Origin of the sequence: Chromobacterium paludis, assembly GCF_008275125.1 — a bacterium.
Lineage (GTDB): Bacteria > Pseudomonadota > Gammaproteobacteria > Burkholderiales > Chromobacteriaceae > Chromobacterium > Chromobacterium paludis.
This window is the reverse complement of sequence record NZ_CP043473.1, coordinates 3,454,905-3,475,215: the sequence shown is the minus strand read 5'-3', so window position 1 is coordinate 3,475,215 and position 20,311 is coordinate 3,454,905. Positions and strand designations below refer to the sequence as shown.

26 protein-coding genes are annotated in these 20,311 nt (G+C 66.5%); 12 read left to right on the top strand and 14 right to left on the bottom strand.

What is annotated here, in order from left to right; all coding sequences use genetic code 11:
• Positions 1-13 precede the first annotated feature (13 nt).
• Complete coding sequence (locus FYK34_RS16440; RefSeq protein ID WP_149298276.1) at positions 14-1,201, bottom strand: efflux RND transporter periplasmic adaptor subunit; 1,188 nt, start codon at positions 1,199-1,201, stop codon at positions 14-16.
• A gap of 221 nt (positions 1,202-1,422) precedes the next feature.
• Here FYK34_RS16440 and FYK34_RS16435 point away from each other — a divergent pair, with 221 nt between their 5' ends.
• The 5 genes from FYK34_RS16435 to murA all read left to right on the top strand — a co-directional run bounded on the left by FYK34_RS16435 (position 1,423) and on the right by murA (position 5,416).
• Positions 1,423-2,064, top strand: coding sequence for a TetR family transcriptional regulator (locus FYK34_RS16435; protein ID WP_149298274.1), 642 nt, complete (start codon positions 1,423-1,425; stop codon positions 2,062-2,064).
• A gap of 90 nt (positions 2,065-2,154) precedes the next feature.
• On the top strand, positions 2,155-3,057 hold the full coding sequence (locus tag FYK34_RS16430) for an ABC transporter ATP-binding protein (RefSeq protein ID WP_149298271.1): 903 nt from the start codon (positions 2,155-2,157) through the stop codon (positions 3,055-3,057).
• Positions 3,054-3,809 (top strand): ABC transporter permease, encoded by a 756-nt coding sequence (locus FYK34_RS16425; RefSeq protein ID WP_149298269.1) that lies wholly within the window; start codon positions 3,054-3,056, stop codon positions 3,807-3,809. Before FYK34_RS16430 ends, FYK34_RS16425 begins: the two co-directional genes overlap by 4 nt.
• Positions 3,810-3,840: 31 nt before the next feature.
• Positions 3,841-4,086: a BolA family protein gene (locus tag FYK34_RS16420; protein ID WP_149298267.1), complete on the top strand. Its 246-nt coding sequence runs from the start codon at positions 3,841-3,843 to the stop codon at positions 4,084-4,086.
• A 76-nt stretch (positions 4,087-4,162) separates the two neighbouring features.
• The gene (murA, locus tag FYK34_RS16415; protein ID WP_149298265.1) at positions 4,163-5,416 is read left to right on the top strand and encodes a UDP-N-acetylglucosamine 1-carboxyvinyltransferase; all 1,254 of its coding nucleotides are present in this window, start codon (positions 4,163-4,165) and stop codon (positions 5,414-5,416) included.
• Positions 5,417-5,586: 170 nt separating this feature from the next.
• Here murA and FYK34_RS16410 read toward each other — a convergent pair whose 3' ends face one another.
• The 9 genes from FYK34_RS16410 to dapC form a co-directional block, all read right to left on the bottom strand.
• Complete coding sequence (locus tag FYK34_RS16410; protein WP_149298263.1) at positions 5,587-5,925, bottom strand: zinc ribbon domain-containing protein YjdM; 339 nt, start codon at positions 5,923-5,925, stop codon at positions 5,587-5,589.
• Positions 5,926-6,096: 171 nt separating this feature from the next.
• Positions 6,097-6,945 (bottom strand): MlaA family lipoprotein, encoded by an 849-nt coding sequence (locus FYK34_RS16405; protein ID WP_149298261.1) that lies wholly within the window; start codon positions 6,943-6,945, stop codon positions 6,097-6,099.
• Between the two features lies 1 nt (position 6,946).
• A complete protein-coding gene (locus tag FYK34_RS16400) occupies positions 6,947-7,234 on the bottom strand; it encodes an STAS domain-containing protein (RefSeq protein WP_149298258.1) in 288 nt (95 codons plus the stop codon).
• Positions 7,234-7,866, bottom strand: a complete 633-nt coding sequence (locus FYK34_RS16395) for an MlaC/ttg2D family ABC transporter substrate-binding protein (protein WP_149298256.1) — start codon at positions 7,864-7,866, stop codon at positions 7,234-7,236. Before FYK34_RS16395 ends, FYK34_RS16400 begins: the two co-directional genes overlap by 1 nt.
• 64 nt (positions 7,867-7,930) lie before the next feature.
• Positions 7,931-8,407: an outer membrane lipid asymmetry maintenance protein MlaD gene (gene mlaD / locus FYK34_RS16390; RefSeq protein WP_149298254.1), complete on the bottom strand. Its 477-nt coding sequence runs from the start codon at positions 8,405-8,407 to the stop codon at positions 7,931-7,933.
• 12 nt (positions 8,408-8,419) lie between these two features.
• Positions 8,420-9,205, bottom strand: coding sequence for a lipid asymmetry maintenance ABC transporter permease subunit MlaE (gene mlaE / locus FYK34_RS16385; RefSeq protein ID WP_149298252.1), 786 nt, complete (start codon positions 9,203-9,205; stop codon positions 8,420-8,422).
• Complete coding sequence (locus FYK34_RS16380; protein ID WP_149298249.1) at positions 9,198-10,016, bottom strand: ABC transporter ATP-binding protein; 819 nt, start codon at positions 10,014-10,016, stop codon at positions 9,198-9,200. The genes mlaE and FYK34_RS16380 overlap by 8 nt, the downstream gene beginning before the upstream one ends.
• Positions 10,017-10,356: 340 nt before the next feature.
• Complete coding sequence (gene dapD / locus FYK34_RS16375; RefSeq protein ID WP_149298247.1) at positions 10,357-11,178, bottom strand: 2,3,4,5-tetrahydropyridine-2,6-dicarboxylate N-succinyltransferase; 822 nt, start codon at positions 11,176-11,178, stop codon at positions 10,357-10,359.
• A 72-nt stretch (positions 11,179-11,250) separates the two neighbouring features.
• Positions 11,251-12,456: a succinyldiaminopimelate transaminase gene (gene dapC / locus FYK34_RS16370; protein ID WP_149298245.1), complete on the bottom strand. Its 1,206-nt coding sequence runs from the start codon at positions 12,454-12,456 to the stop codon at positions 11,251-11,253.
• Positions 12,457-12,503: 47 nt separating this feature from the next.
• Here dapC and FYK34_RS16365 point away from each other — a divergent pair, with 47 nt between their 5' ends.
• Complete coding sequence (locus tag FYK34_RS16365) at positions 12,504-13,430, top strand: DMT family transporter (protein ID WP_149298243.1); 927 nt, start codon at positions 12,504-12,506, stop codon at positions 13,428-13,430.
• Between the two features lie 19 nt (positions 13,431-13,449).
• A complete protein-coding gene (locus FYK34_RS16360; protein ID WP_168209775.1) occupies positions 13,450-14,031 on the top strand; it encodes a GNAT family N-acetyltransferase in 582 nt (193 codons plus the stop codon).
• 27 nt (positions 14,032-14,058) lie between these two features.
• Here the strand turns inward: FYK34_RS16360 and FYK34_RS16355 are convergent, their stop codons facing one another.
• Complete coding sequence (locus tag FYK34_RS16355) at positions 14,059-14,286, bottom strand: SlyX family protein (RefSeq protein ID WP_174774529.1); 228 nt, start codon at positions 14,284-14,286, stop codon at positions 14,059-14,061.
• 1 nt (position 14,287) lies between these two features.
• A complete protein-coding gene (locus tag FYK34_RS16350; RefSeq protein ID WP_149298239.1) occupies positions 14,288-15,601 on the bottom strand; it encodes a Na+/H+ antiporter family protein in 1,314 nt (437 codons plus the stop codon).
• Between the two features lie 207 nt (positions 15,602-15,808).
• Here FYK34_RS16350 and FYK34_RS16345 point away from each other — a divergent pair, with 207 nt between their 5' ends.
• Both FYK34_RS16345 and FYK34_RS16340 read left to right on the top strand, forming a co-directional pair.
• Positions 15,809-16,105 (top strand): DUF2325 domain-containing protein, encoded by a 297-nt coding sequence (locus FYK34_RS16345; protein WP_149298236.1) that lies wholly within the window; start codon positions 15,809-15,811, stop codon positions 16,103-16,105.
• A 152-nt stretch (positions 16,106-16,257) separates the two neighbouring features.
• Positions 16,258-16,653, top strand: a complete 396-nt coding sequence (locus FYK34_RS16340; RefSeq protein WP_149298234.1) for an acyl-CoA thioesterase — start codon at positions 16,258-16,260, stop codon at positions 16,651-16,653.
• A gap of 1 nt (position 16,654) precedes the next feature.
• On the opposite strand, the gene FYK34_RS16335 is transcribed toward FYK34_RS16340, so the two are convergent.
• The gene (locus tag FYK34_RS16335; protein ID WP_149298232.1) at positions 16,655-17,368 is read right to left on the bottom strand and encodes an ArsR/SmtB family transcription factor; all 714 of its coding nucleotides are present in this window, start codon (positions 17,366-17,368) and stop codon (positions 16,655-16,657) included.
• Positions 17,369-17,448: 80 nt separating this feature from the next.
• Between FYK34_RS16335 and FYK34_RS16330 the strand changes: the two genes are divergently transcribed.
• The 3 genes from FYK34_RS16330 to FYK34_RS16320 are packed head-to-tail and all read left to right on the top strand — an operon-like array spanning position 17,449 to position 19,534.
• On the top strand, positions 17,449-18,075 hold the full coding sequence (locus tag FYK34_RS16330) for a DUF6058 family natural product biosynthesis protein (protein ID WP_149298230.1): 627 nt from the start codon (positions 17,449-17,451) through the stop codon (positions 18,073-18,075).
• A complete protein-coding gene (locus FYK34_RS16325) occupies positions 18,072-19,190 on the top strand; it encodes a cytochrome P450 family protein (protein ID WP_149298228.1) in 1,119 nt (372 codons plus the stop codon). The genes FYK34_RS16330 and FYK34_RS16325 overlap by 4 nt, the downstream gene beginning before the upstream one ends.
• Positions 19,187-19,534 carry an antibiotic biosynthesis monooxygenase family protein gene (locus tag FYK34_RS16320; RefSeq protein ID WP_114060816.1) on the top strand — a complete coding sequence of 116 codons (348 nt, stop codon included), beginning with the start codon at positions 19,187-19,189 and terminating at the stop codon, positions 19,532-19,534. Before FYK34_RS16325 ends, FYK34_RS16320 begins: the two co-directional genes overlap by 4 nt.
• Here FYK34_RS16320 and FYK34_RS16315 read toward each other — a convergent pair.
• Positions 19,526-20,302, bottom strand: coding sequence for a class I SAM-dependent methyltransferase (locus FYK34_RS16315; RefSeq protein WP_149298225.1), 777 nt, complete (start codon positions 20,300-20,302; stop codon positions 19,526-19,528). The two genes, FYK34_RS16320 and FYK34_RS16315, sit on opposite strands and share 9 nt — an antisense overlap.
• Positions 20,303-20,311 lie beyond the last annotated feature (9 nt).

Genomic DNA, 20,311 nt, shown 5'->3' with positions numbered 1-20,311 from the left:
GTTCCCCTTGCGATTACGGCTTGGCCGCGACAGCGGGCGCGCTGGCGTCGGCCTGGTACGGATGCGGCTTGACGGCGGCGCCCGGACGCAGCTTGATAATATTGTCGACGACGACCTGGTCGCCGGCCTTCAGACCCTGCTCCACCAGCACGCTGAGGCCTACCTCCTGCGAGGTGACGATGGGGCGCGGCGCGACCTTGCCGTCGGCGCCCACCACCCACACCATCTTGCCCTGCTGCGTGGTCAGCACCGCGCGTTGCGGCACGGTGATGGCGGCGGTGCGCACCGCGCCGTTCAGCTGCACGCGCACGAACTGGCCTGGCAGGATGCCGCCTTGCGGATTGGCGAAACTGGCGCGCGAGCGGATGGTGCCGGTGGTGGTGTCCACCAGGCTGTCGGTGAAGTTCAGGTGGCCGGTCTTGCCGTACAGGCTGCCGTCCGGCAGCTTCAGCTGCACCTCGAAGCCGCCGCCGTTGGCCAGTTTCAGCTTGCCGGCGTGCTGCATCTTGCGCAGGTTCAGCATGTCGCTGTCGGACATGCTGAAGTTGACGTAGATCGGGTCCAGCTGCGAGATCTTGGTCAGCAGGCTGGCGTCGGCCGTGGTGGCTACCAGGCTGCCCTCGGAGCGCGCCTCCTGGCTGGTGATGCCGGAGATCGGCGCGGTGACGCGGGTATAGCCCAGATTGATCTGGGCCTGCTCCACCTGGGCCTTGGCGGCGGCGACGGAGGCTTTGGCCGCGTCGAAGGCGGCCTGGGCGTCGTCGCGGTCCTTCTGGCTGACGGCGTTTTCCTTGAACAGCGGCAGGATGCGGTCGTAGTCCTGCTTGGTGCGCGACAGCTGCGCCTGCTGCACCTGCAGATTGGCGCGGGCCTGGTCCAGCGCCGCCTTGAACGGCTCGGGGTCGATCTGGAACAAGAGGTCGCCGGCCTTCACCGGCTTGCCTTCGGTGTAGGCGCGCTTCTGCAGGATGCCGCCGACGCGGGCGCGCACCTCGACTTCGCGCGAGCCGGCCGCCTGGCCGACGAACTCATACGAAACCGGCACATTGGCCGGTTCCACTTTCAGCACCGCCACCGGCACCGGCGGCATGGCGGCGCCGGTCTGGGCATTCGGTTTTTGGCCGCAGGCGGCCAGGCTGGCGGCCAGCGCCCCCAGCAACAAGCCGCGCGCGGCGCGCGGGAAGTGGGTCTTTCCTTGCATGGTCGAATCCTTGATCAAGTCTTGAAACAGGCTAGTTGTGATTTGCAGCAAATTTGGGGACAAGAGGGCGGCATTCTTATCCGGTGAATCGCCATTTTACATACATGCACGTCTGTATGTAAAATGAAGAAGTGTCCTGATATGTAAAAGTCTTGCGATATCGACACGCCACGGGTATTAAAATTCTTTAATCAGTTCTAGTTCTAGCAAAGTATCCAGATATGGCACGAAAGACACGCGAAGAGGCGGAGCAGACACGCCAGCAATTGCTGGACGCCGCGGAGCGGCTGTTCAGCGAGCAGGGCGTGTCGCGCACCACGCTGGCCGATATCGCCGCCGCCGCCGGCCTGACCCGCGGCGCGGTGTATTGGCATTTCCAGAACAAGCTGGACCTTTACCAGGCGATGCTGGACCGGGTGTCGCCCTCGTTCGACGATATGCGCGATCAGCTGTTGAGCATGTCCGGCAGCGATCCGGCGCGCGCCTTGTGGGAACACAGCCATCGCCTGCTGGAGCTGATAGAGCGCAATCCGCAGGTAAGGCGCATTCTGCTGATCGTGTTTCTGCGCAGCGAGCACGTGGGCGAACTGGAGCCGATACACGAGGAGTGCGTGGCGCACATGCACGAGGCGCGCGGCCTGCTGAGCCAGGTGGTGCAGGCGGCCAAGGACAAGGGGCAGGCCTATGACTGCGTGGCGCCGGACGAAGCCGCGACGGTGCTGCAGGCCCTGCACGACGGCCTGATGCACAAGCTGGTGATCGAGCGGCCGGGGCCGGACGCCACGCTGGCGGCCAGCCGCCTGTTGCAATACCTGTACCGCGGCATTTTCAAGCCGGAAGTCATGGAACAACTTACCACTTGAGCGCGCGGCGGCGCTATAATTGCGCTTTTTTCTCAAGCCACTAGCGCATCCCGACCTCCTCGGCAAGGCACTGGCGGCATCATGGTTTTCATGTCCCACGCAATCGAAATCGCGGCCGTCAGCAAACGCTACGGCCAGCTACAGGCGCTGGACCGGGTGAGCTTCACCGTCGAGCCCGGCGAATTCTTCGCGCTGCTCGGCCCCAACGGCGCCGGCAAGACCACGCTGATCTCGGCGCTGGCCGGCTTGGCGCGCCCGGACAGCGGCAGCATCCGCGTCATGGGCCACGACGTGGTGGCAAACTTCAAGCAGGCCCGCCGCGCGCTGGGCGTGGTGCCGCAGGAGCTGGTGTTCGATCCCTTCCTGTCGGTGCGCGAGACGCTGCGCTTCCAGTCCGGCTACTTCGGTTTGGGCCGCAACGAGGCCTGGATAGACGAACTCTTGTTCAAGCTGGGCCTGGCCGACAAAGCCGACAGCAATATGCGCGCGCTGTCCGGCGGCATGAAGCGCCGCGTCATGGTGGCGCAGGCGCTGGTGCACCGGCCCCCGGTGGTGGTGCTGGACGAGCCCACCGCCGGCGTGGACGTGGAGCTGCGCCAGAGCCTGTGGACCTTCGTGCAGGAGCTGAACCGCGCCGGCACCACCATCGTGCTGACCACCCATTATCTGGAAGAGGCCGAGGCCCTGTGCGGCCGCATCGCCATGCTGAAGAAGGGCAGGCTGATCGCGCTGGAGAACAAAGACAAGCTGCTGGCCCACAGCGCGCGGCGCGAAGTGGCGGTCAAGCTGGCGGGCGCGCTGCCGGCCAGCCTGGCGCCGCGCAAGCTGCGCGAGGAGGACGGCCGCGTGGTGCTGCAATTGGCGGACCTGTCCGAGCTGGAGAGCGTGCTGGCCGAACTGCGCCAGGCCGGCGTGGAGGTGCGCGAATTGAACGTGGTGGAGGCTGATCTGGAAAGCGTATTCGTCAAGATGATGAATGGAGGCGCGGCATGACGGGCTTCCTGACCCTGTTCAAGAAGGAGCTGGTGCGCTTCTGGAAGGTGTCCTTCCAGACCGTGGCCGCGCCGGTGCTGACCGCGCTGATGTATCAGCTGATCTTCGCCCATGTGATGTCCAAGCATGTCGAGGCCTATCCGGGCGTCAGCTACACCGCCTTCCTGATCCCCGGCCTGGCGATGATGTCGATGGCGCAAAACGCTTTCGCCAACAGCTCGTCCAGCCTGATCCAGTCCAAGATCACCGGCAACATCGTATTCTTGCTGCTGCCGCCGCTGACCGCGGCCGAGTTCTTCGGCGCCTATTTGCTGGCCTCCGTGGTGCGCGGCCTGGCCGTCGGCGCCGGCGTGCTGGCCGTCACCGGCTGGTTCGGCCTGCCGCTGCCGGCGCAGCCCTTGTGGGCCATCCTGTTCGCCGCCCTCGGCTGCGGCGTGCTGGGCACGCTGGGCGTGATCGCCGGCATCTGGGCGGAGAAATTCGACCAGCTGGCCGCCTTCCAGAACTTCCTGATCATGCCGCTGACCTTCCTGTCCGGCGTGTTCTACTCCATCCACAGCCTGCCGCCGTTCTGGTACGCCGTGTCGCACGCCAACCCGGTGTTCTACATGATAGACGGCTTCCGCTACGGCTTTTTCGGCCAGGCCGACGTCAGCCCCTGGCTGTCGGCCGGCGTGGTGGCCGGCTGCTTCGCGCTGCTGGCCGCGCTGGCGCTGCGCATGATCCAAACCGGCTACAAGCTGCGCCACTGAACCTTATTCGCAATTTCATCGGACCATCGAGATGACCCCTGAGCAAGTCAAGCAATACATCGAGGCCGGCCTCGACTGCGCCTATCTTCAAGTGGAGGGCGACGGCCACCATTTCTACGCCACCGTGGTGTCGGCCGCCTTCGAAGGCAAGCGCCTGATCGACCGCCACCGCATGGTCAAGGAAGTGATCGCCAGCCGCCTGGCCAGCAACGAAATCCACGCTTTGTCCATCACCAAGGCCGCCACGCCGGAAGAGTGGGCCAAGCTGCAAGGTTGATAGCAATACTTAGCCGCTCGGCGCGACTGAGCCATCCCTTGCTCGTCAGCCGCGCGGCGCATGAGGTTTTAGAAAAATGGACAAACTGAGAATCACCGGCAACGGCCCGCTGAACGGCGAGATCCGCGTCTCCGGCGCCAAGAACGCCGCGCTGCCCATCCTGTGCGCCGGCCTGCTGACCGCCGACACCATGCGCTTCACCAACGTGCCCATGCTGCGCGACATCGCCACCACCCAGAAACTGCTGCAAGGCATGGGCGTGCGGGTGATGACCGACAATGTGCACGAGATGGAAATCACCGCCTCGCAGCTGGACAGCCTGGTGGCGCCGTATGAGCTGGTGAAGACCATGCGCGCCTCCATCCTGGTGCTGGGCCCGACCCTGGCGCGCTTCGGCGAAGCCACCGTGTCCTTGCCGGGTGGCTGCGCCATCGGCAGCCGGCCGGTGGACCAGCACATCAAGGGCTTGGTGGCGATGGGCGCGGAAGTGTCGATCGAGCACGGCTACGTCAAGGCGCGCGCCAAACGCCTGCGCGGCGCCCGCATCGTGATGGACATGGTGACCGTGGGCGGCACCGAGAACCTGCTGATGGCCGCTACCCTGGCCGAAGGCACCACCATCCTGGAAAATGCCGCGCGCGAGCCGGAAGTGACCGACCTGGCCCACTGCCTGGTGGCGATGGGCGCCAAGATCAGCGGCATCGGCACCGACCGTCTGGTGATCGAGGGCGTGGACAAGCTGCACGGCGCGGAATACGCGGTGATGCCGGACCGCATCGAGGCCGGTACCTTCCTGGTGGCCGGCGCGATGACGCGCGGCCACGTGGTATTGCGCAACGCCGCGCCGCAGAGCATGGAGGCGGTGCTGGACAAGCTGCGCGAAACCGGCGCGCTGATCGAGTGCGGCGACGACTGGATCTCGCTGGACATGAAGCAGCGTCCCAAGGCCGTCAATTTCCGCACCCTGCCGTACCCGGCCTTCCCCACCGACATGCAGGCGCAGCTGATGACGCTGAACTGCGTGGCCGAGGGCGCCGGCGTGGTGACCGAGACCATCTTCGAAAACCGCTTCATGCACGTGCCGGAATTGAACCGCATGGGCGCCAATATCGAAGTGGAAGGCAACACCGCCATCGTCAAGGGCGTGGACAAGCTGTCCGGCGCCACCGTGATGGCGACCGATCTGCGCGCCTCCGCCAGCTTGGTGATCGCCGGCCTGGTGGCCGAGGGCGAAACCATCGTCGACCGCATCTACCACCTGGACCGCGGCTACGAATACATCGAGAAGAAGCTGGGCGCCGTCGGCGCGCTGATCGAGCGCGTCAGCTGATCGTCCGCTTGCCTGGTGTCAAACGCCGCGCGCCTTTGGGCCGCGGCGTTTTTGCATCGGCGCAAGCCGCGGTTCGGCCCGTGACGGCGGGCTGCGCGGAACGCGATGGCGCCGCGAGCGCCCGCCATGCAAAAAGCCGCCTGGCGGCGGCTTTGCAATGTCTGGCCTGGTCAGGCCTTCTTTACGAACTCGGACTTCAGTCCCATCGCGCCGATGCCGTCTATCTTGCAGTCGATGTCGTGGTCGCCGTCCACCAGGCGGATGTTCTTGACCTTGGTGCCGACCTTGACCACCAGCGAGGAGCCCTTGACTTTCAGGTCCTTGATCACGGTGACGCTGTCGCCGTCTTGCAGCACATTGCCGACGGCGTCGCGCACCACGCGTTGTTCCTCGGCCGGCGCGGCCGTCTGTTCGTTCCATTCATGCGCGCATTCCGGGCACACGAACATCGCGCCGTCCTGGTAGGTGTATTCCGATCCGCATTGCGGGCAGGCGGGCAATTGGCTCATGGTGTTTCCTGACGAAGTAATCAATAAAAACGGCCGCCCGGGCGCCGTTCAGCGCGGGGCGGCCGGCGTATTGTAACCTTACTGACGCCAGGGCTGCTTGCCGGGCCGCAACGAGGGCGAAAAAAAGCGCGCAGCCGGAGGGGCGACGCGCCTTTGTCTTCGCCTGCGGCCCTACTGCGCGGCCGAGGCGGCTTGCGGAGCCGAGCTGTCCTGGCGGATGGGCATGGCCGCAGGCGCCGAGCCTGGCTGCCGGGACGCCGCGGCCGGAGCGGAGCTGTCGCTCTTGCCGCCGGGGCTGTTCAGCAGATCGTCCAGATTGAACTCGTCGGCCGGCTGGGTCGGGTCAGGCTGGCCCAGTTGCTTGGCGCGCATCTGCATGTAGATGTCGCGGACGTAGCTGTAGCGGTCCACCGCGGCGGTGCTGAGCAGGTTTTCCGCGCCCAGGTACTTGGCGCGGGCGTTGACGCCGTAGAGGCCGTAGAAGGCGATGGCCTCGTTGGTGTTGTGGTAGACCAGCTTTTCCGGACCGGGGCCGGCCAGCGAGGTGGCCAGGCCGGTGCTGTCGCGCACGGTGGACGGGCCGAAGAAGGGCAGCACGAAGTAATTGCTGTTCTTCCAGCCCCAGCTGGCCAAGACGTCGCCGAAGGAGGTCTTGTTGTTCTTCAGGCCGGCCGGCGTGGCGATGTCGAGCAGGCCGAACAGGCCGAAGCCGGTGTTCATCGCCACGCGCATGAAGTCGTTGGCGGCTTTTTCCGGCTCGGCGCGCAGCACGTTGAAGGCGAAGCTGTAGACGTCCTTCAGATTGTCGAAGAAGTTGCCGACGCCGGTGCGCACCGGAGAAGGCACCACGGTTTGGTAGCCCTGGGCCACCGGCTTGATCACCCACTGGTCCGCCTTGTCGTTGACCGTGAACATGGCGCGGTTGTACGGCTCGTACGGGTCGTAGGCGGTGGCGGGATGGCTGGCGCAGCCTGCCAGAGACAGCAGCGCGGCGGCGGCGAGAGTGCGCGCGGGACGCATATTACACTCCGAGGGATAACAGCGGTTCAAGATCGTATAGGCTGGCCAGCGCGGCCAGATTGGCCGGCATCCCGGCCAACGACAGCTTATGGCCGGCGGCGGCGGCGGCGCGGTGCGCTTCCAGCAGCAGGGCCAGCGCGGCGGAGTCTGCCGCCTCTATGCCGGACAAGTCCAGCTGCAGCGGCCCCTGGGCGGCCAGCTTGGCCAAGGGCGCCAGCAGGGCGCCGCTATTGGCCATGTCGATGCGGCCGCTCAGCGCGGCAGCGCCCGGCGCGGTGACCTTAAGCATCAGCCCTTGCCCTTGGCGGCCGGCGCGGCGGCAACCGGCGCGGCGTTCTTGTCTTGCAGCAGCTTGATCAGGCCGTCCACGCCGCCCTTGCGGATTTCTTCATTGAAGCTGTTGCGGTACACGGTGACCAGGCTGGCGCCTTCCACGCTGACATTGTAGATCTTCCAGCCCTTGTCGCCCTTGTACAGCACGTAGTCCACGGCCACCGGGTTGGTGTTGCCCGGCAGGGTCACGTTGGACTTGACGGTGGCATCGCGGCCGTTGGCGGCCATGACCGGGTTGGGCTGCACATTGACCTGGGCGGTCTTGAAGCGGGTCATGGTGCTGGAGTAGGTGCGCACCAGCAGGGTCTGGAACTGCTGGGTCAGCTCATTGCGCTGTTCCGGCGTGGCCTGGCGCCAGCCCAGGCCCACGGCCAGGGCGGTCATGCGCGGGAAGTCGAACAGCGGCACGGCGATGGTTTCGGCCTGCTGGCGGATTTGCTTGGTGTTCTTGCCATTGTCCTGTTTCAGCACGTCCAGCACTTGGCGCGAGCTGTCCTTGATCATTTCCACCGGGTTGTCGGAGGCCGCCAGCGCGGAGGCGGAGGACAGGCCGAGCATCAGGCAGAGCAGGGTAAACAGTTTTTTCATTTTCAAGCTTCCATTTTTGCGAGTGTGGCGGCGTCGGCGGTGCCGGCGCCGCATAAACAGCGGCTCAGTGCGACTTGCTGGGGTCGTCCTTGCCGGTGAAACCAGTCATGAATTTGCCTATCAATTGTTCCAGCACCATGGCGGACGAGGTGATGGTGATGGTGCCGCCCGGCGCCAGATTGGTTTCCGAACCGCCCTGCTGCAAGCCGATGTATTGCTCGCCCAGCAGGCCGGAGGTCAGGATGGAGGCGCTGACGTCGTCGCTGAGCAGGTATTGCTTGTCGATGTTCAGCGTCACGCGCGCGCGGTAGGTTTTCGGGTCCAGGCGGATGTCGGCCACGCGGCCCACCAGCACGCCCGCTTCCTTGACCGGCGCCTTCACCTTCAGGCCGCCGACGTTGTCGAAGTCGGCGTACACCACATAGCTTTGCGAGGCGCTTTGCGGGGTCAGATTGGCCACTTTCAGCGACAGAAAGGTCACGGCGGCGATGCCCAATGCGACAAAGATGCCGACCCACAGATCAATGGTAGAACGTTTCATTCTTTAATTTTCCTAGAACATGAAGGCGGTCAGCACGAAATCAAGCGCCAGAATCACCAGGGCCGAGGTCACCACGGTGCGAGTGGTGGCGGCGGACACGCCGGCGGCGGTCGGGGTGGCGTCGTAACCTTCGAACACGGCGATCAGCGTGACGGCGATGCCGAACACCAGGCTCTTGATCAGGCCGTTGATCACGTCGTAGTGCAGGTCCACATTGCCCTGCATCTGCGACCAGAAGGTGCCGGCGTCCAGGCCTATCATCACCACGCCCACCAGGTAGCCGCCGAACACGCCGACGACGTTGAACAGCGCGGCCAGGATGGGCATGGAGATCACGCCGGCCCAGAAGCGCGGCGCGATGACCCGGGCGATCGGGTCCACCGCCATCACGCTCATCGCGTCCAGCTGCTCGGTGGTCTTCATCAGGCCGATCTCGGCGGTCATGGCGCTGCCGGCGCGGCTGGCGAACAGCAGCGCGGCCAGCACCGGACCCAGCTCGCGCAGCAGCGCCAGCGCCACCATGGCGCCCAGCGCGTCGGCGGAACCGAACTTGGCCAGCGTGGTGTAGCCCTGCAGGCCCAGCACCATGCCGACGAACAGGCCGGACACCACGATGATGATCAGCGACATCACGCCGGCGAAGTAGATCTCGCGTATGGTCAGTTGCAGCCGCAGCAGGCTCTGGCCGCTATTGGCCAGGATGGCCAGCAGGAAGCGGCTGGCGAAGCCCAACCGCCACACGGCGTTGATGACGGCGTGGCCCAGGCGGCGCAGCGGCGAGGTAATCAGGTCAAGCATGCGCGCCTCCTTGCAGGCCCAGGTCGGCCACCAGCTCGGTGGCGGCGGGGAAGCTGTAATGCACCGGGCCGTCGGCCTCGCCGTTGATGAACTGGCGCACCCACGGCGAATCCGAGTGGCGCACTTCGTCCGGCGAACCCTGGGCGATGACCTGGCCATTGGCCACGAACAAGACATGGTCGACGATGGCCAAGGACTGATGCACGTCGTGCGTCACCATCACCGCGGTGGTGCCGAGCGCGTCGTTGAGCTTCTTGACCAACAGCGCGATCACGCCCAGCGAGATCGGGTCCAGGCCGGTGAAGGGCTCGTCGTACAGCATCAGCTGCGGGTCCAGCGCGATGGCGCGCGCCAGCGCCACCCGGCGCGCCATGCCGCCGGACAGCTCGGCCGGCATCAGCTTTTGCGTGCCGCGCAGGCCCACCGCTTCCAGCTTGAGCGTGACCAGATCGCGGATCATGCTTTCCGGCAGCTTGGTGTGCTCGCGCAGCGGGAAGGCGACGTTGTCCTCGACGTTGAGGTCGGTGAACAGCGCGCCGAACTGGAACAGCATGCCCATGCGGCGGCGGTGCTGGTACAGCTCGGCCTTGCTCATGGCGCAAAGGTCCTTGCCGTCTATCAGCACCTGGCCGGATTGCGGCCGGATCTGGCCGGAAATCAGCCGCAGCAGCGTGGTTTTGCCGCTGCCGCTGCCGCCCATGACGGCCACCAGCTTGCCGCGCGGCACGCCTAGCGTGAGGTCTTTCAGGATGGGCCGGTCGCCGTAGGCGAAACGGACGTTCCTGAATTCGATGAAGTAGTCTGAGGGCACGAAATTTCCAAACAGCTTGCAAGGAGAGTCCGCTGTATGACCCCGGCTTCGTCGCGAAATTCCTCGCGGCGCGGCCCTGCGGCCTAGCGGCGCCGCAACGGGATAGAGTGGGGGAGGCACGAAAATCGCCAGGCTGGCCGATTTTATGTGTACGTGCTGGTTCGGACTCGAATAGCCGGATTTTATAGCGTTGATGACGCACCGCCAAATATCGCTATGTTACCAAGTGCAAAATTGACGCAGCATCAACAATATTGACGTGAATGGGATTGACAGCGGCGCGGCGAACCGGCATCGCGCCGCCGAGTCCGGCCCCGCGGGGGCGGGACCGGGAAGGCGTTTACACGCCGCGCAGCAGCTCGTTGATGCTGGTCTTGCTGCGGGTTTGCGCGTCCACCTTCTTGACGATCACCGCGCAGTACAGGCTGTGGCTGCCGTCCTTGGCGGGCAGGTTGCCGGATACCACCACGGAGCCGGGCGGCACGCGGCCGTACATCACTTCGCCGGTTTCGCGGTCGTAGATCTTGGTGGATTGGCCGATGTAGACGCCCATCGAGATCACCGAGCCTTCGCCCACGATCACGCCTTCGACGATTTCCGAGCGCGCGCCGATGAAGCAATTGTCCTCGATGATGGTGGGGTTGGCCTGCAGCGGCTCCAGCACGCCGCCGATGCCGACGCCGCCGGACAGGTGCACGTTCTTGCCGATCTGGGCGCAGGAGCCGACGGTGGCCCAGGTGTCCACCATGGCGCCTTCGTCCACATAGGCGCCGATATTGACGTAGGACGGCATCAGCACGGTGTTCTTGGCGATGAAGCTGCCCTTGCGCGCCACGGCGCCCGGCACCACGCGGAAGCCGGCTTCCTGGAAGCGGGCCTGGTTCCAGTCGGCGAACTTGGTGTCCACCTTGTCGAAGTAGCGGTTGACGCCGTCGTCCAGCACCGCGTTGTCGCGGATGCGGAAGGACAGCAGCACGGCTTTCTTCACCCACTGGTTGACCACCCAGTCGGCGCCGTGTTTCTCGGCCACGCGCAGATGGCCGTTGTCCAGTTCCGTTACGACTTGCTCGATGGCCGCCTTCAGTTCCGGCGACACGGTGGCGGGGGTGATTTCGGCGCGGTTCTCGAAGGCCTGCTCGATCAGGCTCTGGATCGGATGCATTTGGTTCAGTCCTTTGGCAATGTGAATCGAAGTCGTCATCTAAATTCTGTTCAGTACGGGTGGTTCAAAAGCTCAGGCCGAGGCCGCCGGCTGGCGGTCTCGGCAGAATTCTGCGATGCGGCGCGCGGCGGCCACGCATTCGGCCTCTTCCGCCACCAGGGCGATGCGGATGTAGCCGCGGCCGGGATTGGCGCCGTGCGCGTCGCGGGCCAGGTAGCTGCCGGGCAGCACGGTGACGTGCTGTTGCTCGAACAGCGCGCGGGCGAAGGCGACGTCGTCGCCGTCCGGCACCTTGGCCCATAGATAAAAACCGGCGTCGGGCATGCCCACCTCCAGCGCCGGCCGCAGCAGCGGCAGCACGGCGGCGAACTTGGCGGCGTAGGCCGCGCGGTTGGACTCGACGTGGTCCTCGTCGTTCCAGGCGGCTTGGCTTGCGGCCTGCACCGTCAGGCTCATCGCGCTGCCGTGGTAGGTGCGGTAGAGCAGGAATTTTTCCAGGATGGCCGCGTCGCCGGCGACGAAGCCGGAGCGCATGCCGGGCACATTGGAGCGCTTGGACAGGCTGGTCAGCATCACCAGCCGTTCCTGACCGCGGCCCAGCGCGCGCGCGGCGGACAGGCCACCCAGCGGCGCTTCGTCGAAATAGATTTCGGAATAGCATTCGTCGCTGGCGATGATGAAGCCGTGGCGGTCGGACAGCTGGAAGAGTTTCTCCCAGTCGGCCAGGCCCATCACCGCGCCGGTGGGGTTGCCCGGGCTGCACACGATGAGCAACTGGGTCCGGCGCCAGACCTCGCCCGGCACGCTGTCCCAGTCCGGCTGGAAGCGCCGGGACGCCTCGCAGTTCAGGTAGTATGGCTCCGCGCCGGCCAGCAGTGCCGCGCCTTCGTAAATCTGGTAAAACGGATTGGGAGAGACCACCACCGGTTTGGCCGCGCCGCTGGCGTCGATCAGGCATTGCGTCAGCGAGAACAGCGCCTCGCGGCTGCCGTTGACCGGCAGCACCTCGCGCGCCGGGTCCAGCTTGACGCCGTAGCGGCGCTCCGCCCAGGCGGCGCAGGCTTCGCGCAGCGCGGGCGTGCCCTGGGTGGCCGGGTAGCCGGACAGTCCGGCCAGATTGGCGCACAGGGCGTCCTTCACCAGCTGCGGCGCCGGATGCTTGGGCTCGCCCATGGCCAGGCTGATGTGCGGCCGCTCGGCCGGCGGCAGGCAGCCCGCCAGCAGCGCGGACAGGCGCTGGAACGGGTAGGGGTGCAATAGGGCCAGGCGGGGATTCACGGCGGGTCTCCATCAAAGCGCGGCAATCGACCATCTTAAGAACAGCCATGACACCTGTAAAACAAAAATTTCTCGCCACCAGCGGGATCCTCACCACGGCGCTGGTGTGGGCCTTGATGTGGTACCCGTTTCGCCACCTGCAGGCGCAGGGCGTCAGCGTGCCCATGGCCACGCTGGCGACGTATCTGATCACCATCGCGCTGGGCGTGGCGGTGTTTTTCAAGCTCTACCGCCAGCAGTTCCGGCTGGAGCCGCCCTTGCTGCTGCTGTTGCTGGCCTTTGGCTGGTGCAATTTCAGCTATACCCTGGCCGTCGCGGAAGGCCAGGTGATGCGCGTGCTGTTGTTGTTCTATCTGTCGCCGTTGTGGACCGCGCTGTTGTCGCGGCTGTTGCTGCATGAGCGGCTGACGCGCAGCGGCTGGCTGGTGGTGGCGTTGTCCTTGCTTGGTTGCTTCATCTTCATTTATCGTCCCGGCCTGCTGACGGGCGGGGTGCCGCTGACCCATGGCTATGAATGGCTGGCCTTGTCCGGTGGCATGGCCTTCGCCCTGGGCAATGTGGTCAGCCGCAAGCTGCAGGCGATACCCGTGGCGGTGAAGTCGGCCACGGTGTGGTTCGGCGTGGCGCTGATCGGCGCGATCAGCCTGCTGCAGAGCGGCGAGCTGCACAAGATGCTGGACATCCCGGCCCAGAGCTGGCTGATGCTGTTCATCCTGGGCGCGGTGTTGCTGTGCACCAGCGTGATCTCGCAGCATGGCGTGTCCATCCTGCCGGCCAGCCAGGCGATGACCTTGATGCTGATGGAGCTGGTGTTCGCCGCCGTGTCGGCCTATCTGCTGGCCGGGGAGGCGATCACGCTGCAGGAGGGGCTGGGCGGCGCGCTGATCGCCGGCGCCAGCCTGCTGTCCGGCGACATGACGCACCCGGCTCCGCAGAGCCATCATCCTACCCATCCGCCGCAGCAGCCGGCGTGACAAGCATTCCGGAGATTGCATGCAAATCAGACCGATGACGCCGCAGGACTTCGCGGCGTTCTGGCCGATATTCCGCGACATCGCTGCCGCGCGCGAGACTTACGCCTTCGATCCCGAGATGGATGAAGCCAGCGCCCGCCGGCTATGGTGCGAGGCGCCGCTGGAAACCTGGCTGGCCGAGGAGGACGGCGCTGTCCTCGGCAGCTATTACCTGAAGCCGAACGCCGCCGGTCCTGGCGGCCATGTGGCCAACTGCGGCTATATGGTTGCGCCCGCCGCGCGCGGCAAGGGCGTGGCGCGAGCGATGTGCGAGCACTCCCAGGCGCGCGCGCGGGCGCGCGGCTTCCTGGCCTTGCAGTTCAACAGCGTGGTGAGCACCAACGAGGCGGCGGTGGCCTTGTGGCAGAAGCTGGGCTTCGACGTCGTAGGCCGCTTGCCGCGCGCCTACCGGCACGCCCGGCATGGGCTGGTGGATTGCCTGGTGATGTACAAATGGCTGGGGGACGAAGACAAACCGGCCATGCCGGAGCCGGTCAAGCTGATAGGCCGCAAGAATATCGAGGCCATCGTGTCGCGGCGGCGCAAGGCCGGACCGCGATAAGCCGCGCCCCGGAGGGGCGCGGGCGCATCAGTAATGCGGCGGAATCTCGTCGCGCAGCGAACCGCCGGCGGCGTCGTCCGGCTGCGCGCTGCGGAACTGCTGGTACAGCAGGCGGATTTGCTGCTGCAGCAGGTCGATTTCCTTTTGCTGGCGGGCGACGGTGGCGTTGAGCGCGTCCAAGAGCTCGTCCTGGAAGGCGAGGCGCACTTCCAGCGCCTCCATGCGGTTTTCGGTATTGGCGTCCATGCCCGCCATTCTACAACACCATGGCCGCGATCCAGCCCGCCGCCAGCAGCGGCAGATTGTAGTGCAGGAAGGTGGGGATCACCGTGTCGCGGATATGGTCGTGCTGGCCGTCCACGTTGAGGCCCGAGGTCGGCCCCAGCGTGGAGTCGGAGGCCGGCGAGCCGGCGTCGCCCAGGGCGCCGGCGGTGCCGATCAGCGACACGGTGGCCAGCGGCGAGAAACCCAGGTGCAGGCATAGCGGCACGTAGATGGCGGTGAGGATGGGCACGGTGGAGAAGGACGAGCCTATGCCCAGCGTGACCACCAGCCCCACCGCCAGCATGGCGAAGGCGGCCAGGCCGCGGTTGCCGTCGAACAGACCGGCGCTGGCGCTGACCAGAGAGCCCACTTCGCCGGTGGCCTTCAGCACTTCGGCGAAGCCCTGGGCGGTGATCATGGTGAAGCCTATCATCGCCATCATCTTCATGCCCTCGTTGAACAGGCCGTCCGCGTCTTTCCATTTCACCACGCCGGTGGCCAGGAACAGCAGGAAGCCGGCCAGCGCGCCCATGATCATGGAGTCGCTGTACAGCTGCACCGAGAAGGCGACGACGATGGCGGCGAAGGCCGTGGCCAGCGATTTGCGGCTGACGTGGGCATGCGTGCGCTCCACGTTTTCAATCTTGCCCAGCGAGTACTGGCGCGGCTTGCGGTAGCTGACCAGCACCGACCACACCAGGCCGGCCACCATGCCCAGCGCCGGGATGGCCATGGCGTGCATCACATTGATGCCTTCCACATTCATGCCTGCCTTGGCGATATTGCCCAGCAGAATTTGCTTGAGGAAGATGTCGCCGAAGCCCACCGGGAACACCATATAAGGCGTCACCAGGCCGAAGGTGATCACGCAGGCGATCAGCCGGCGGTCCAGATGCAGCCGGGCCATCGCGTACAGCAGCGGCGGAACCAAGAGCGGGATAAAGGCGATGTGTATCGGCACCAGGTTCTGGCTGGCGACGCTGACCGCGCCCAGGAGCAGGATCAGCGCCCATTTCAGCTTGCCCTTGCCGTCGCTGCTCTCCAGGCGTTTGACGGCCAGGTCAGCCATCGCGTGAGGCAGGCCGGACTTGGCGATGGCGAGGGCGAAGGCGCCCAAGAGCGCATAGGACAGCGCCACGGACGCGCCGCCGGTGATGCCGTTATTGAAGGCGGCGAGGGTGGCGGATAGCGACAGGCCGCCGGCCAGGCCGCCGACCAGGGCGCCCAGCAGCAGGCTGATGACAACGTGGGTGCGCAGCAGCGCGAGTGTGAGCATGACGCCCACGGCTAGTACGACGGCATTCATTTGTATAGACAAATCAGTGGCTTATACGCTTGCGCGCGGGGCGGCGAGGGTAGCGGTTTTTGGGACGTGTGTCGAGCGCTAGGGCAAAAGACTTTTCTTATATATCAAATTGAGATTTGAAATTGATTCCATATTCGTAATGGGAATGAATGTCGCCGTTTACAGTCATCCCATTCAACTGGATTGCGCGACGCGCGAGGAGGCAGGATGGAGGCGTTGCTGATCGGGGCTGACAGCCTGGGCAATATTCCTGAGGTGCTGCGGAGCTACGGCATCCGCATCGCCCGCCACGTCTGCGGCCGCAATGTCGCCCACCAGCGCCGGTTGGCGCTGCCGGGCCGGCCGGACGTATTGATTCTGCTTACCGACTTTCTCGGCCACAACGTGATGCGCCGCTATCGCGACAGCGCCGTTGCGCAGGGCATACCGGTGCTGGCCTGCCGCCGCTCCGCCACCGCCTTGGAGCAGCGGTTGCGCCGCCATGGCTGGAGGCCGCTGCCATGATCTTTTCCGGCAATGAAAACTAGCTGGCCTGGTTGCTGGGGCGCACCGCGCTGCAGGGGCCGCCCGAGCTGGTCTGGGACGATGGCGCTGGTTCCGCGGCGGCCGATCTGCCACACTCCCCTTCTTATTGTTTGCAAGCAGGGAAGCGTTTGATGGCAGTCTTTTCCGTGGAATTCAAGGTGCGCGACTACGAGTGCGACATGCAAGGCATCGTCAACAACGGCGTGTATTTCAACTACCTGGAGCATGCCCGCCACGAGTTCCTGCTGGCCAAGGGCATAGACTTCGCCGCGTTGGCGCGCGACAAGATCAATCTGGTGGTGGTGCGTTCGGAATTGGATTACAAGGCTTCGCTGACCAGCGGCGACCAGTTTTCCGTCACCGTGGCTTTCGAGCCGGTGTCGCGGGTGCGTTTCGGCTTCCGCCAGCAGGTGGTGCGCGCGTCCGACGGCAAAGTGGTGCTGGAGGGCCTGATCATCGGCACCGCCATCAACGAGCGCGGCCGGCCGGCGATACCGGAAGGCTTTGCCGAGCGTTTGACCGCTTAGCTCACTCCGCCAGCGAATCGGGCCGTATGCCCCACTGCTCGCGCAGGAAGGCCAGCCCGGCCGGCGTGACGCGCAGCGCGCGGCTGTCCAGCCGCCGTTCCACCCAGTTGCGCGCCAGAAACTCCCGGCACAGCGCCGCGCCGTAGCCGCCGGCCAGGTGCGGTCGCCGCTCGCTCCAGTCCAGGCAGGCGCGCGCTTGCGGGCGGCGGCCGCCTTGCGGTTCCACGATATTCAGCGCCGCGGCGAACCAGTCGCGGCCGCGGGCCGTCATCTCGAACTGTCTTTCCTCGTTCAGCAGCAGCAAGTTGCCCGCCTGCATCGCGTCGGCGATGGCGATGCCCAGCCGTCCCGCCAGGTGGTCATAGCAGGTGCGCGCCAGCCGCAATTGCGGCGAGACCGGGCTGGCCGCGCGCGGCCGTTCCAGGTCATGGCCGTGGGCCGCCGCGCTCAGCGCTTCCAGGGCCTGGGCGATGGCGGCGTTGGCCAGCAGGTAGTAGCGGTGGCGGCCGTGCTGCTCCACTTTGAGCGCGCCGCCCTGCAGTAGCTTGGCCAGGTGGTTGCTGGCGGCCTGGGCGCTGAGACCGGCGTGGCGCGCCAGCTCGCTGGCCGGGTAGCTGCCGCCATCCAGTAGCATGAGCAGCATGCGGGCGCGGCCGGGGTCGGCCAGCAGGCTGGCCAGGCGGCTGATGTCGGGCAGGTCGGTGGCGTGGGTCATGGTTCACTCCAGCGTGAAACATCGTGGCGGACGGCTGGCTACGATAGCGGCATCGAAAGCGCTAGCCAAGGAGTTTCGCCATGCAGGCCTTGTTGGATTATCTGCAAAACCATTTTTTGAGCGAGCCGCAGCTGTTGCATCGCTGCGGCCTGTCGCGGGAGCGACTGGCGCGGCTGCAGCGCGAAGGACGCGCGCCGCTGTCATCCTATGCATTGCGCTGCTCGGGCACCGTGACGTCGTATTTCGGGGAACGGGCGCTGGATGGTGCATTGGCCTGGTATCCGCAGGCGATGGCCGAATGGCTGGTAGAGGCGGATCAAGCCGACGCCGCCGCGCTGCGCGAGCGTTTCGAACGGCGTTATCGGGCGGAGCGGGCGCGCTTGGCTGAATTGGGGCTGGCCGATGCGGCGGAGGCGAATCTGGATGAAGAGTGGGCGCACTTCCTGGCCGGCACCTATGGCGTGTGCACGCGCCATGGCCGGGTGGAGGAGATTGCCGCCAAGGGCGCGGCAGTCGCCGTGATTGACCGGCTGACCGCGCGCCAGACACGCGCGGCCTTGCCGGCGGGCGAGCTGGCCCTGTTGCGCCGCGCGGTGGAGGCATTGGACGAGGCAGCCGCGCCGTTCGCGCCGCATGAGCGGGCCGCCAGCTCGCGCGAGCGCTGCGTCAATCAGGTGCGGCGGCAATACCTGGGAGAAGCGGCATGAACGCCTGGCCGGAGCACGCGCTGGCCGCCGCCAGCCACCGCGATCCTTATCCTTACTATCTGGAACTGGCGCGCCAGGGCTGGGCGCGCGACCAGCGCCTGGGCCTATGGCTGGCCGCTTCGCACGCGGCGGCGTCCGCCGTGCTGGCCTGTCCCGCCTGCCGCGTCCGTCCGCTGGATGAGCCGGCGCCGGCGGCCTTGGCCGGATTGGCGCTGGGGGAAACGTTTGGGTGCTGGCTGCGCATGAGTGAAGCGCCCATCCATGCGCCGTTGCGCGCGGCGGTGGCGGCTAGTTTGGCCGCGCAGGAGGATGAGAGGGCGCAGCGCCGGGCGCGGGATTTGGCGCGGGGCTTTCTGGCAGGCGCGGCGCCGGATGGCGCGCGGCTGGACGCGTTGGTCGATTTCCTGCCGGCGGCCACCTTGGCCTCGCTGCTGGGCTGGCCGGAGCGGAGTTTGCTGGGCTGGCCGGAGCGGAGTTTGCTGGGCTTGTCCGGGCAGGTCGCGGCATGGTGCCGCGCCGTGGCTGCCGATGCCGGCGCGGCGGAACGGGAGGCGGGCGAAGCGGCCTGTCTGGCGCTCCATGCGGAGCTGGCCGCGCTGGCGGACGCCGGCTGGCTGGCGCGCTGGCGACAGGAGTTTGGCGAGTTGGGCGAGGACGCGCTGCGCGCCAACCTGCTGGGCGTGCTGTTCCAGAGCCGAGACGCCGGAGCCGGCCTGCTGGCCGCCGGCATCTCCTGGCGCTGCGAAGGGCCATGGGATTGGCGCGCCGCCGCCGAATGGCGCCGCCGCCTGCGGGCCGACCCGGTGTTGCACCATACGCGGCGTTTCGTCGCCGAGGACGCGACGCTGGCCGGCCAGCCGCTGAAGGCCGGCGATCAAGTGCTGGTGTTGCTGGCCGCCGCGGCGCGGGACCCGGCAGGTCCCGGCGAGTCTATGGATTTCGGCCGCGGCCGCCATGGTTGCCCCGGCGAGCGGCTGGCCCTGGCCATCGCCCGCGGCGCGTTGGCGGCGCTGGAGGAGATCGGTCCGGATTGGCGCGCGCTGGGCGGCGGGTTGGTTTTCCGTGGTCCGCCCAATGTCAGAATGCGCCGCTTCGGCGCGGGAGACGGCAGATGATCGCGGTGATATTCGAGGTGACGCTGGCCGAAGGCGGCCGCGACGGCTATCTGGCCTGGGCGGCGCGGCTGGCGGAGCATTTGCGGTCGATGGACGGTTTTGTCTCCATCGAGCGCTACCAGAGCCTGAGCCAGCCGGACAAGCTGTTGTCTTTGTCGTTCTGGCGCGACGAAGCCGCATTGGCCGCCTGGCGCAATCTGGCAACCCACCGGGAGGCGCAGGCGGCGGGGCGCGGCGGCCTGTTCGCCGGCTACCGGCTGCGGGTGGCGGCGGTGCTGCGCGATTACGGCCTGGACGAGCGGGAGGCGGCGCCGGCGGACAGCCGGGCGGCGCACTCAGCCTGAGGCCAGCGCCTTGATCACGTAGAGGTCGAAGCGGGTGGATTTGCCATCCAGCACCGCCGACGGCTTGACGCCGGCGATGGGCGCGCCCAGCCGCGGCCGCTTCACCACCACGCGCACCTTGGCGGCGGCGATGGCGGCGGCCAGCAATTCCGCGCTGTCCATATCGTCGCCTATCACATGTTGGAACGCCTGCATGTCTTTCTTGGCGGCGGCGGCTTTCTTGTCGGTGTCCGGGAACATCGGATCGACGAACACCACGTCCGGCCGCTGCGCCTCGGGCAGGCCCGCCAGCCAATCGCGTGAATTGGCATGCGCCAGCGTCATCCGCTCGGCGATGTCGCGGGTGGTCTCGTCGCGCAATGCGCGCTCCAGCGCGTCGGCCAGCAAGGCCGCCGCCACCGGCGAGCGCTCCACCATGGTCACCCGGCAGCCCAGGGTGGCCAGCACGAAGCTGTCGCGGCCCAGGCCGGCGGTGGCGTCCACCACATAGGGCAGCTCCTTCGCGCCCTTCAATCCCACCGCTTTGGCCACAGGCTGGCCGCGGCCGCCGCCCTGCTCGCGGCGGTGGCGCGCCGCGCCCTCGACGAACTCCGCGTACACCGCGCCGTGCTTGCCGGTGGTCAGCAGTTCCAGCCGCTCGCCGTTCAGCTCCAGCCAATAACCGTCCGTCGGGCGTTTTTTCACCTGCAGAAGGCTAAAGCGCTCGCAGAGGCGCAGGGCGGCGTCGAGGCGGGCGGGTTCGGCGCAGTAAAGCGGGGTAGCGGTCATCGGTCATCC

Excerpts from the sequence above, each read along its gene's own strand:
- murA (WP_149298265.1), top strand. The coding sequence starts at position 4,163 with ATGGACAAACTGAGAATCACCGGCAACGGCCCGCTGAACGGCGAGATC.
- FYK34_RS16440 (WP_149298276.1), bottom strand. The coding sequence starts at position 1,201 with ATGCAAGGAAAGACCCACTTCCCGCGCGCCGCGCGCGGCTTGTTGCTG.
- dapD (WP_149298247.1), bottom strand. The coding sequence starts at position 11,178 with ATGCATCCGATCCAGAGCCTGATCGAGCAGGCCTTCGAGAACCGCGCC.
- FYK34_RS16325 (WP_149298228.1), top strand. The coding sequence starts at position 18,072 with ATGAACGCCTGGCCGGAGCACGCGCTGGCCGCCGCCAGCCACCGCGAT.
- FYK34_RS16320 (WP_114060816.1), top strand. The coding sequence starts at position 19,187 with ATGATCGCGGTGATATTCGAGGTGACGCTGGCCGAAGGCGGCCGCGAC.
- FYK34_RS16345 (WP_149298236.1), top strand. The coding sequence starts at position 15,809 with ATGGAGGCGTTGCTGATCGGGGCTGACAGCCTGGGCAATATTCCTGAG.
- mlaE (WP_149298252.1), bottom strand. The coding sequence starts at position 9,205 with ATGCTTGACCTGATTACCTCGCCGCTGCGCCGCCTGGGCCACGCCGTC.
- FYK34_RS16400 (WP_149298258.1), bottom strand. The coding sequence starts at position 7,234 with ATGCTTAAGGTCACCGCGCCGGGCGCTGCCGCGCTGAGCGGCCGCATC.
- FYK34_RS16365 (WP_149298243.1), top strand. The coding sequence starts at position 12,504 with ATGACACCTGTAAAACAAAAATTTCTCGCCACCAGCGGGATCCTCACC.
- FYK34_RS16435 (WP_149298274.1), top strand. The coding sequence starts at position 1,423 with ATGGCACGAAAGACACGCGAAGAGGCGGAGCAGACACGCCAGCAATTG.
- FYK34_RS16395 (WP_149298256.1), bottom strand. The coding sequence starts at position 7,866 with ATGAAAAAACTGTTTACCCTGCTCTGCCTGATGCTCGGCCTGTCCTCC.
- mlaD (WP_149298254.1), bottom strand. The coding sequence starts at position 8,407 with ATGAAACGTTCTACCATTGATCTGTGGGTCGGCATCTTTGTCGCATTG.
- FYK34_RS16350 (WP_149298239.1), bottom strand. The coding sequence starts at position 15,601 with ATGAATGCCGTCGTACTAGCCGTGGGCGTCATGCTCACACTCGCGCTG.
- FYK34_RS16315 (WP_149298225.1), bottom strand. The coding sequence starts at position 20,302 with ATGACCGCTACCCCGCTTTACTGCGCCGAACCCGCCCGCCTCGACGCC.
- FYK34_RS16430 (WP_149298271.1), top strand. The coding sequence starts at position 2,155 with ATGTCCCACGCAATCGAAATCGCGGCCGTCAGCAAACGCTACGGCCAG.
- FYK34_RS16360 (WP_168209775.1), top strand. The coding sequence starts at position 13,450 with ATGCAAATCAGACCGATGACGCCGCAGGACTTCGCGGCGTTCTGGCCG.
- FYK34_RS16340 (WP_149298234.1), top strand. The coding sequence starts at position 16,258 with ATGGCAGTCTTTTCCGTGGAATTCAAGGTGCGCGACTACGAGTGCGAC.
- FYK34_RS16425 (WP_149298269.1), top strand. The coding sequence starts at position 3,054 with ATGACGGGCTTCCTGACCCTGTTCAAGAAGGAGCTGGTGCGCTTCTGG.
- FYK34_RS16420 (WP_149298267.1), top strand. The coding sequence starts at position 3,841 with ATGACCCCTGAGCAAGTCAAGCAATACATCGAGGCCGGCCTCGACTGC.
- FYK34_RS16405 (WP_149298261.1), bottom strand. The coding sequence starts at position 6,945 with ATGCGTCCCGCGCGCACTCTCGCCGCCGCCGCGCTGCTGTCTCTGGCA.
- FYK34_RS16410 (WP_149298263.1), bottom strand. The coding sequence starts at position 5,925 with ATGAGCCAATTGCCCGCCTGCCCGCAATGCGGATCGGAATACACCTAC.
- FYK34_RS16335 (WP_149298232.1), bottom strand. The coding sequence starts at position 17,368 with ATGACCCACGCCACCGACCTGCCCGACATCAGCCGCCTGGCCAGCCTG.
- FYK34_RS16330 (WP_149298230.1), top strand. The coding sequence starts at position 17,449 with ATGCAGGCCTTGTTGGATTATCTGCAAAACCATTTTTTGAGCGAGCCG.
- FYK34_RS16355 (WP_174774529.1), bottom strand. The coding sequence starts at position 14,286 with ATGGCGGGCATGGACGCCAATACCGAAAACCGCATGGAGGCGCTGGAA.